The following is an 8,458-nucleotide window of genomic DNA, read 5'->3' as shown; positions in this document are numbered from 1 at the left end:
TAATCACGAAAGATCAACACGCCTTAGTAACCGCACGCCGTCAACAGGGCTAAATTGAAATAGCTTTTCATCAACCAAAGATTCGTTAACTTCGCGAAGAGGCGATATATCATCTAACACATAAAACCCTCTTCCCTGTGTAGCAACCACAAGGTCATCGCCTTTCACTTTAAGGTCTGTTATTGCAACCGGAGGTAAGTTGAGCGACAGCTTTTGCCAGTTTTTACCATCATCAAAGCTTATAAATATTCCACTTTCTGTGCCGGCAAACAGCATACCCTCTTGCTGAGTATCTTCACGAACTACTCTTACAAAAGCGTCTTCGGGCAAGCCTTTATCAATACGAGTCCAGCGTTTTCCATAATTTGTCGTTTTATAAATATATGGGCTGTAGTCGTTAAGTTTATAGCCAGTCACTGCAATGTAAGCTTTGCCCTCGGCATGAGAGCTTAACTCTATGGCATTTACCTGAGCCTCTTTTTTATGAGGGGTAATATCTACCCAGTTTTTTCCTCCATCCTTAGTAAGATGCAGTTTACCATCATCTGCACCTACCCAAAGCTCTCCCGCGTTTGTTGGCGACTCAGCGATATAAAAAACCGTATTGTAATATTCAGCGCCCGCCTGCTCGTTAGTAATAGGACCGCCATTTAGCCCCTGCTTTTCAGCATCGTTACGGGTAAGGTCAGGGCTAATTTCTTGCCAATTTACCCCCCTGTCAGTGGTTTTTAGTATCACCTGTGTTCCGTAATACACAGTATTTGGGTCGTGTTTTGATACTAAAACCGGCGCATTCCAATTAGTGCGATATTTCTGGTCTCGAGCATTACGACCAAACACGTACTCAGGGTAAGGCATGATGGGGCGAGTTAACCCGCTTTCTCTATCAAATTCCGTGAGTGTACCGTTTATAGTAGTGGCGTAGATAAGCGCAGGATCGTTTGGGTTAAACGCGATATGGGCACTTTCACCACCGCCCACTGCAAATTGTTCGTCAATGCCTATGCCACTATCCCAAGTCGCAGAAGGCGTTGCCATAGTGGTGTTATCTTGCTGGCCTCCATAAATATGATACGGCTCAAGGTTATCTGTGGTCACTCTGTAAAATTGCGCAGTGGGTTGATTGTAAATACTCGACCACGACGCTCCACCATCAAACGTAACGGTTGCGCCACCATCGTTGGCGTTTATCATGTTTAAACTGTTTTCAGGGTTAATCCACATGTCATGAGTATCTCCATGAGGCAGCGACTTAATTTCAAAGGTTTTGCCGCCATCAATGGATTTATGCAGCTGCACATTCATAACGTACAGAGTATTTTCATCGTTCGGGTCAACTTTTATATGGTTGTAATACCAAGCTCTGGCTTTAAGAATATTGTCGCCATTCATTAACTTCCATGTAGCCCCAGCATCATCACTGCGATATAAACCGCCCTCATCAGCTTCAACAATGGCGTAGAGTCGTTTAGGGTTTGATGGTGATACATCAATTCCCACTTTACCAATGAGCGTTGGCAAGCCTTTTTCAAGCTGCTCCCAGGTTTCACCGCCATCAATAGACTTATAAATGCCGCCCCCATCGCCGCCAGATTTTACAAACCACGGCGTTCTGCCGTGATGCCACATGCTTGCATAGAGTATTCTTGGGTTAGAAGGATCTATGGCCAAATCGGCTGCGCCGGTATCTGCATTCACTTTTAATACGTGTTGCCAATTTTTACCACCATCAGTGGTTTTGAAAATACCGCGCTGTTCGTTGGGAGCCCAAATATTGCCTTGAACCGCAGCCCAAGCAACGTCTGGATTCGAAGGGTGTATGCGTATTTTTGGAATTTGACCCCGATTGTCTAATCCAACCAGCTTCCATGTTTCGCCCGCGTCGGTAGATTTATAGATGCCTTCGCCATGACTTGTGGTAACGCCTCGAATAGGGCCTTCACCAGTGCCAACATAAATTACGTTGGGGTCGGAAGGCGCTACTGCAATGGAACCAATACTGCCTACTGCGAAGTGTTTATCTGATAGCGGCTTCCACGATATTCCCGCGTTTTCAGTTTTCCATACTCCACCACCAGCAGCGCCCATGTAATAAAGCTGCGGGTTGCCTTTAACGCCGCTAACGGCAACCGAACGACCGCCACGGTAAGGACCGACAAAACGGTATTCCATTTTGTCGAAAAGTACTGCATCAATGGTGTCTTCTAATCCATAAGTTGGAAACGAAAAACTCAACAGTGTGCTCACAGACACAACTAGAGCAGCTAATGTTCGCCGTAATATCATTGCTGAACGCCTTATTTTGGTTATTATTTTTAAAAGTGGAAATGCTTATTTTTGATGTTTTGTAACGATGAACACTTATATTGCAGCCAGCGTAGCGTTAAGGCAATGACTTTGGTGAGGAATTTGAATATGCAAATATACAATAATGAGAAGCTGTGAAGATATGTTGGGCTATAGAATTTTAATGCGCGGCACGTTGAAGCCCCCTTGGGCCTTCAACGTACCGACAGGGCAAAGTGTTACGCTCTTTGCTTTGACCTAAGATCGAAAACAGCATACGAAGCAACGATTAAAAAGCAGCCCGCGGGGACTATGTAGGATAGCGCTGTACTGTAGTTATCAATCAGTGCCGCTTGAATAAGTGGAATAAGTGCCCCACCAAGAATAGCCATTACCAATCCTGCCGCACCAAATTTAGCGTCATCTTTTAATCCGTGTAGTGCAATGGCATAGATAGTTGGGAACATGAGTGATAGGCAAGCCGAAATACCAATAAGCGCCCAAACGCCTGTATCATTAGGCATGGCAATCATGCAAAGACACAGTAACGTAGCGACAGTAGACATAACGGTTAACAGAGCCGCAGGCCTAATGAAGCCCATGATCCATGTCATTACAAAACGCGAAAAAAGGAAAACCAACATACTGTATTGCAACACAGTCCCACCAGATATTTCATCTCCGCCTTTGGCTTCCATTACGTATTGAATAGTAAAGGTCCACACACAGGTTTGCGCTGCTACATTAAAAAACTGCGCTACTACACCAAAGCGATAGTGGCGATTTTTGAAAAGCCTTCCCATTGTGGCCCTAAAATCGACCTTATTACTCGTCTCTTGAGCCTGACAAACTGCGGGCGTTTTCATCATGGCAATGGCTATCCAAATAACCACCAACACGGATGCAAACCCCACATAGGGCACCATGACGGCCTCAAGTTCAGCACTCATTACCGCAACGAGTTGATCAGCACTCATGTTACTTCGCTCATCGGCTGTTGCTTGGTTTAATTGGGGAAGAATGAGCGTTGCTGCCAAAAACACTCCTAAATTAGTGCCAACAGGATTAAATGACTGAGCGAAATTCAGACGTCGAGTAGCTGTAACTTCACTCCCCATTCGCATGACATACGGGTTAGCAGAGGTTTCAAGAATAGATAACCCACCGGCTAACACAAACAAGGCCGCGAGAAAAAAACCATACGTCATCATCTGACTGGCGGGGTAAAACATAAAGGCCCCTAAAATGGCACATCCCAGCCCGGTCAGCACTCCAGTTTTATAAGAGAACCGTTTGTTGATAAATGCAGCCGGTATGGCTAAGCAAAAGTAAGCGCCATAATAACTAAACTGAACTAAGGCTGATTGCAAAGAAGACATAGTGAAAATTTTGCTAAACACTTTAACAAGCGGATCAGTCATATTTGCGGCAGTTCCCCATGCAGCAAAACATACAGTAAGAAGAATAAAAGGCAGTAACATATCACGAGAGACTAAGGGGGCTTTTTGTTGCATGGGTTACGGTCGCATGTTAATTTTTGGTTAACGCATTTGATCAACAAAGTATTGCCATGTCAATAAATCAACTTTATTTATTTAAATATGATTAAGCAAATTTATTGGCAAAAAACAAATGTTAAAAAACGGAGTTATTACGTTTAACATAACCAACCTAAATTTCTTTGAAGTAGACGACATGACCGATAAAGCAAAAACTCAGAAATCGACACGAGAAGGCCGAGGTCAATCTGGTCTAAGAGTCCAGAATGAGCGAAAAATCATATCCCTCATTCGCCAACATGGTGCATTACCTAAAGCAGAAATAGCCCACAAAACTGGACTGTCTGCTCAAGCAGTTACAGTCATTATAAATCGCTTAGAGGCTGACGAACTACTAGTAAGAAAAACACCCCAGCGAGGCAGAGTAGGACAACCTTTAGTGCCCTTTGCACTCAATTCAGAAGGAGCATTTGGTATAGGTTTAAAGGTAGGAAGACGAAGTTTCGACCTCACTTTAATTGACTTGAATGGCAATGTTCGCGCTACTCTTCATGAAAACGTTCAATACCCCAGCGTTATTAAATTACTGGCATTTTTAGAAAAAGGCATTGAGGCCCTTACTCTAGGTTTGAACAGCGATTTGCGTGAAAGAATTTTAGGAGTGGGCGTGGCAACGCCCTACGAAATATGGAGCTGGGCGGAAGAAGCAGGCGCCCCGTCGGAAGTATTGGACGAATGGAAAACCTTTAATTTTACTCAAGGGATCACGAGTATTATCAATTTACCGGTTTATGTTTGTAACGATGATACCGCTGCATGCTCTGCCGAGCTAAGCTTTGGTAACCCACATCATTTCGACAATTTCATGTACGTGTTTATTGGTACGTTTATTGGTGGTGGCGTGGTACTCAATGGTTCGTTGTTTACCGGCAAAACGGGGAATGCAGGTGCTATTGGCTCATTGCCTCAACCAGTACTCGACCCACAAGGAAAGCTATCATCCCAACAGCTGATCATGCAGTCCTCATTATACATACTCGAACAGATGCTAATTGATGCAGGTTACGATGGAAAATCACTATGGCAGTCGAGTGAATACTGGGGAGAGTTAGGCGCCACTCTGGATGACTGGATTGACAAAGTAGCCGATGGTCTCGCCTATGTAGCCCTTTGCTCTATGGCTATTTTTGATTTTGAGGCCATCGTTATTGATGGCGCTATTCCCGTTACGGTAAGAGAAAAAATTGTACGTGCTACTGCAGAAAAAATAGCAAAATCAGATACTCGAGGGCTCTCACCCTGCGAAGTTGTAAGCGGCACGATAGGAGGCAAAGCGCAGTCTATCGGGTGCGCAAACCTGCCACTATTGGCAAACTTTTCTCAAGACAGTCGAAGCCTTTTTAACTAAGGTCTAACGACCTTAGTTTTCCCTACCTCTTTTTAATAAAACACAGCATTGCGTTGTGGGTTTCCCCATCTTTTTAAGCGTTTTCGAATCGCTGTAAATAGGTTGATGTCATTTTGTGCATAAAATATTAAATAATATTAGTTGATTTATTATTTTGAATAACCTACATTTCGTTAACAATCTTGTTACCACCCTTAACATTTGACTAAATCTAACTACGGGACAGGGTTAGTCAACTTTAAGAAATAAATCACTGGAGAGACACATTATGCAATGCGCAACTAAACTCACACTCATCGCAGCAGCCGTCACTGCATCTATTTCTCAAACTTCTTTGGCACAAACTGCTGAAGAGGAAACAAGCAAACCTAGCAGTCTGGATTTTGAGCAAATCATTGTTACGGGTACATCTAGACCAAAAGAAAAAATTGAATCGACAAACGCAATGACAACGTTTGGCGAAGAAAAACTTGAGCGTTTAGCACCTTATAGTGTGGGTGAATTAGTTCGCAGCATTCCTGGATTTCATGCGGAAGACACAGGTGGTGAAACAGGTAACAATGTTGCGCCTCGTGGTTTTCCGCTGTCAACGCAGACGGAATTTACTGCATTATTGCGCGATGGTATGACGGTATTTTATAACCAAGATGTTTTGTTTTCTCAAAACGACCGCTTTACTCGCCTTTCTAATTTCATAGGTAATGTTGAAGCCATTAGAGGTGGTGCATCATCGATTTTCGTAGGTAGTGCACCTGCTGGTTTTATTAACTTTTTATCTCGTGAAGGCGGTGACGATACAGAAGGCGATGTATTTTTTGAAACCAATAGTAACAACCGCTTAGGTGCGCAAGCATGGGTGAGTGGCTCAATTAACGACCAAACCGTTTATGCCATTGGCGGTTGGTATCGCAGAGGTGACTCTGCTCGCGACCCGGGCTATACCGCCAACCAAGGTGGTGAAATTAATGCCAACGTAAAATATTTTTTTAAAGACAGCAGTGGCTTTACTCGCTTTGAATTTAACAAACAAGATGACAAATCTTTCTTCTTCATTCCTCAGCCTCTTACCGGTTCAACAACCGATGCGCAAACCATTCCAGGGGGGATGGACATTCGCGATGGAACAACGGGTAACTCAGCGGGCGCGCGTTTACTTCGCTTAGCAAATACGCCTAGCGGCGATATCGATTTAGACGTTACCGACGGTAACTTTGCAGACGTAACCTACATCGGAAACACCACAGAGGTAGAGCTAAACGACAACTGGATGTTTACCAACCAAGTTCGCTATACCGACCTACTAACAACGTTCACCGGTATTATTAATGTTGGCAACGCAGAACCTTTATCGGGTAAGGCTCAAGCTATATTTGATAGCAACCAAACTGCCCTTGCCGATGCGGTTTTTAATGATAGTTTGAACTACAGAATACTCGATGCCGGGACAGGCTTTGAACTGGCTAACAACAGCAATGTTGATACTTTTAATACCAATGGTTTTGGTATTAATGCAGGCTTTTGGCATCGCCGCTTTGAAGGCGATAACCTTCAAAATGAAACAAAACTTCGTCATGTTTACGAAGGTTTAGATGAAGGCACTATTTACTCTACATTTGGTTTGTTTGTTTCTAATATTAACGGCCATGTTACCGATTACCGAATTAACACCCTTCAGTCTGTTGAGCCTTTACCACAACGTTTAGATATCGCGTTTATTGACGAACAAGGCAATGACATTGCCAGCGGTACATATAAAGGAATACAGGCTGGTTCACATGGCTTTGCCAATATTGTTTATAACGAGTCGACCATTGCGCCTTATGCGGACTTTGAATACGAGATAGATGATTTAACCCTAAACCTTGGCGCACGCTACGAAACACTTAGAGCAAATGGTGAAGCCGAGAATCAGGGCAACTACGAAATAAGTAGCTTTACTAGCGATGCTGACCTAGTAAACGGAAGCATTGTCCTACCCTTCGGTGACGGCACTTATCGAGATTTTGATATTGAATATAGCGAGTTAGCGTGGACAGTTGCTGCGAATTACATCGTGAATGAAGACTTTGCTGTTTTTACTCGATATGCAGACGGGTTTCGTATGCCTGACGTAGATAAATATATGGCAATTACCGACCTTTCAAGTCAAGCAGAGATAGACGAGTTTAATCGCTCTGAACGTCGTGAAACCCAACCAGCCTCTACAGTAATGGCAGAGTTAGGCTTCAAATATAACTCAGGCGACGTTGCTGCTTTCTTAACAGCTTATTATGCCGCAGCAGACGACCTATTCTTTAACGTTCCCACTGTAGTTGACAATCAGGTGGTACAACGCCAAGCGTTTCGCAATACAGAAACACTTGGTTTAGAAGCTGAATTCAATTTACAAGTAACGGAAGGCTGGAGAGTTGGCTTATCTGCAACATATCAAGATCCAGAATTCGTAAACACGCCAGCGGCTGAATTTATCAACAGCGACGGAAACGTAGACACAGTGAACATTAATGGCAATATGCCTGTTCGCGTTCCAAAGCACTTTGGGCAACTTACCACCAGCTATGAGTTTGAAGACTTTGCTTGGGGTGTGGCCAGTGTAAACGCCACTTACTCGTGGAGCGGAAAACGTTATGCAGACGATGCTAATACTGCTGAACTCCCTTTCTATGGCATGCTTAACCTTGGCTTTGCGATAGAAAACGAAGATGGCTATTACGTAAGAGCTGACGTTAAAAACATCAACAATTCTGAAGGCTTATCGGAAGGCGATCCACGAGCTGGAGAAACTGTAGCTGGGCAAAATACCACATTTAACGCCCGTGTTGTGTTGCCTCGCACCTTTACAGTAAGTGTAGGTAAACGCTTCTAAACAATTTGGGTAGCTTGGGCGTGTGACCAAGCTACCCTACTCTATTTTTTCACTACCGCTTTTTTATTATTGATTGGCAAATCGGTCTGCTCTGCTACTCAACACTTTCAGACCACCATCTATACAATTCAACTCACCTTCTATAACCCACTATAATCCACCAAAACATGAATAAAGTTCATCGATAGATGAATTAAGTCATTTTTATTCATAACAAACATTGCGTATAACATTCCCATGCAGAGACACCATTGAGGGAAGCGTGAAACACAATGAATAAAGACTTTGAATTTACTATTACTAGCACACCGTTGAATGAGGAGTATAGCCCTTCAGAGACAACGCGAATTACCACTAACTATGCAAATTTAGCTAAGGCGTGTTGATCTTTTGTGATTA

The 8,458-nt window shown here is 43.5% G+C and carries 4 protein-coding genes and 1 pseudogene; 3 read left to right on the top strand and 2 right to left on the bottom strand.

Features of this window, described 5'->3' with window-relative positions:
• Nucleotides 1-3 precede the first annotated feature (3 nt).
• Together ACX5KA_RS02175 and fucP are read right to left on the bottom strand one after the other, a co-directional pair.
• Complete coding sequence (locus ACX5KA_RS02175; RefSeq protein ID WP_278384544.1) at nucleotides 4-2,286, bottom strand: WD40/YVTN/BNR-like repeat-containing protein; 2,283 nt, start codon at nucleotides 2,284-2,286, stop codon at nucleotides 4-6.
• Between the two features lie 239 nt (nucleotides 2,287-2,525).
• Nucleotides 2,526-3,800 carry an L-fucose:H+ symporter permease gene (gene fucP, locus ACX5KA_RS02170; RefSeq protein ID WP_071980521.1) on the bottom strand — a complete coding sequence of 425 codons (1,275 nt, stop codon included), beginning with the start codon at nucleotides 3,798-3,800 and terminating at the stop codon, nucleotides 2,526-2,528.
• A gap of 118 nt (nucleotides 3,801-3,918) precedes the next feature.
• Between fucP and ACX5KA_RS02165 the strand changes: the two genes are divergently transcribed.
• The 3 genes and pseudogenes from ACX5KA_RS02165 to ACX5KA_RS02155 form a co-directional block, all read left to right on the top strand.
• A complete protein-coding gene (locus ACX5KA_RS02165; protein ID WP_232230502.1) occupies nucleotides 3,919-5,193 on the top strand; it encodes an ROK family transcriptional regulator in 1,275 nt (424 codons plus the stop codon).
• A 268-nt stretch (nucleotides 5,194-5,461) separates the two neighbouring features.
• Entirely contained in the window at nucleotides 5,462-8,059 is a 2,598-nt protein-coding gene (locus ACX5KA_RS02160) for a TonB-dependent receptor (RefSeq protein WP_071980522.1), read from the top strand.
• A 272-nt stretch (nucleotides 8,060-8,331) separates the two neighbouring features.
• Nucleotides 8,332-8,436 (top strand): annotated as a pseudogene (locus ACX5KA_RS02155) (putative oxygenase MesX); the annotation flags it as partial.
• Nucleotides 8,437-8,458 lie beyond the last annotated feature (22 nt).

Source organism: Alteromonas alvinellae (genome assembly GCF_902705805.1).
This window is presented reverse-complemented; position numbering and strand designations above follow the sequence as displayed.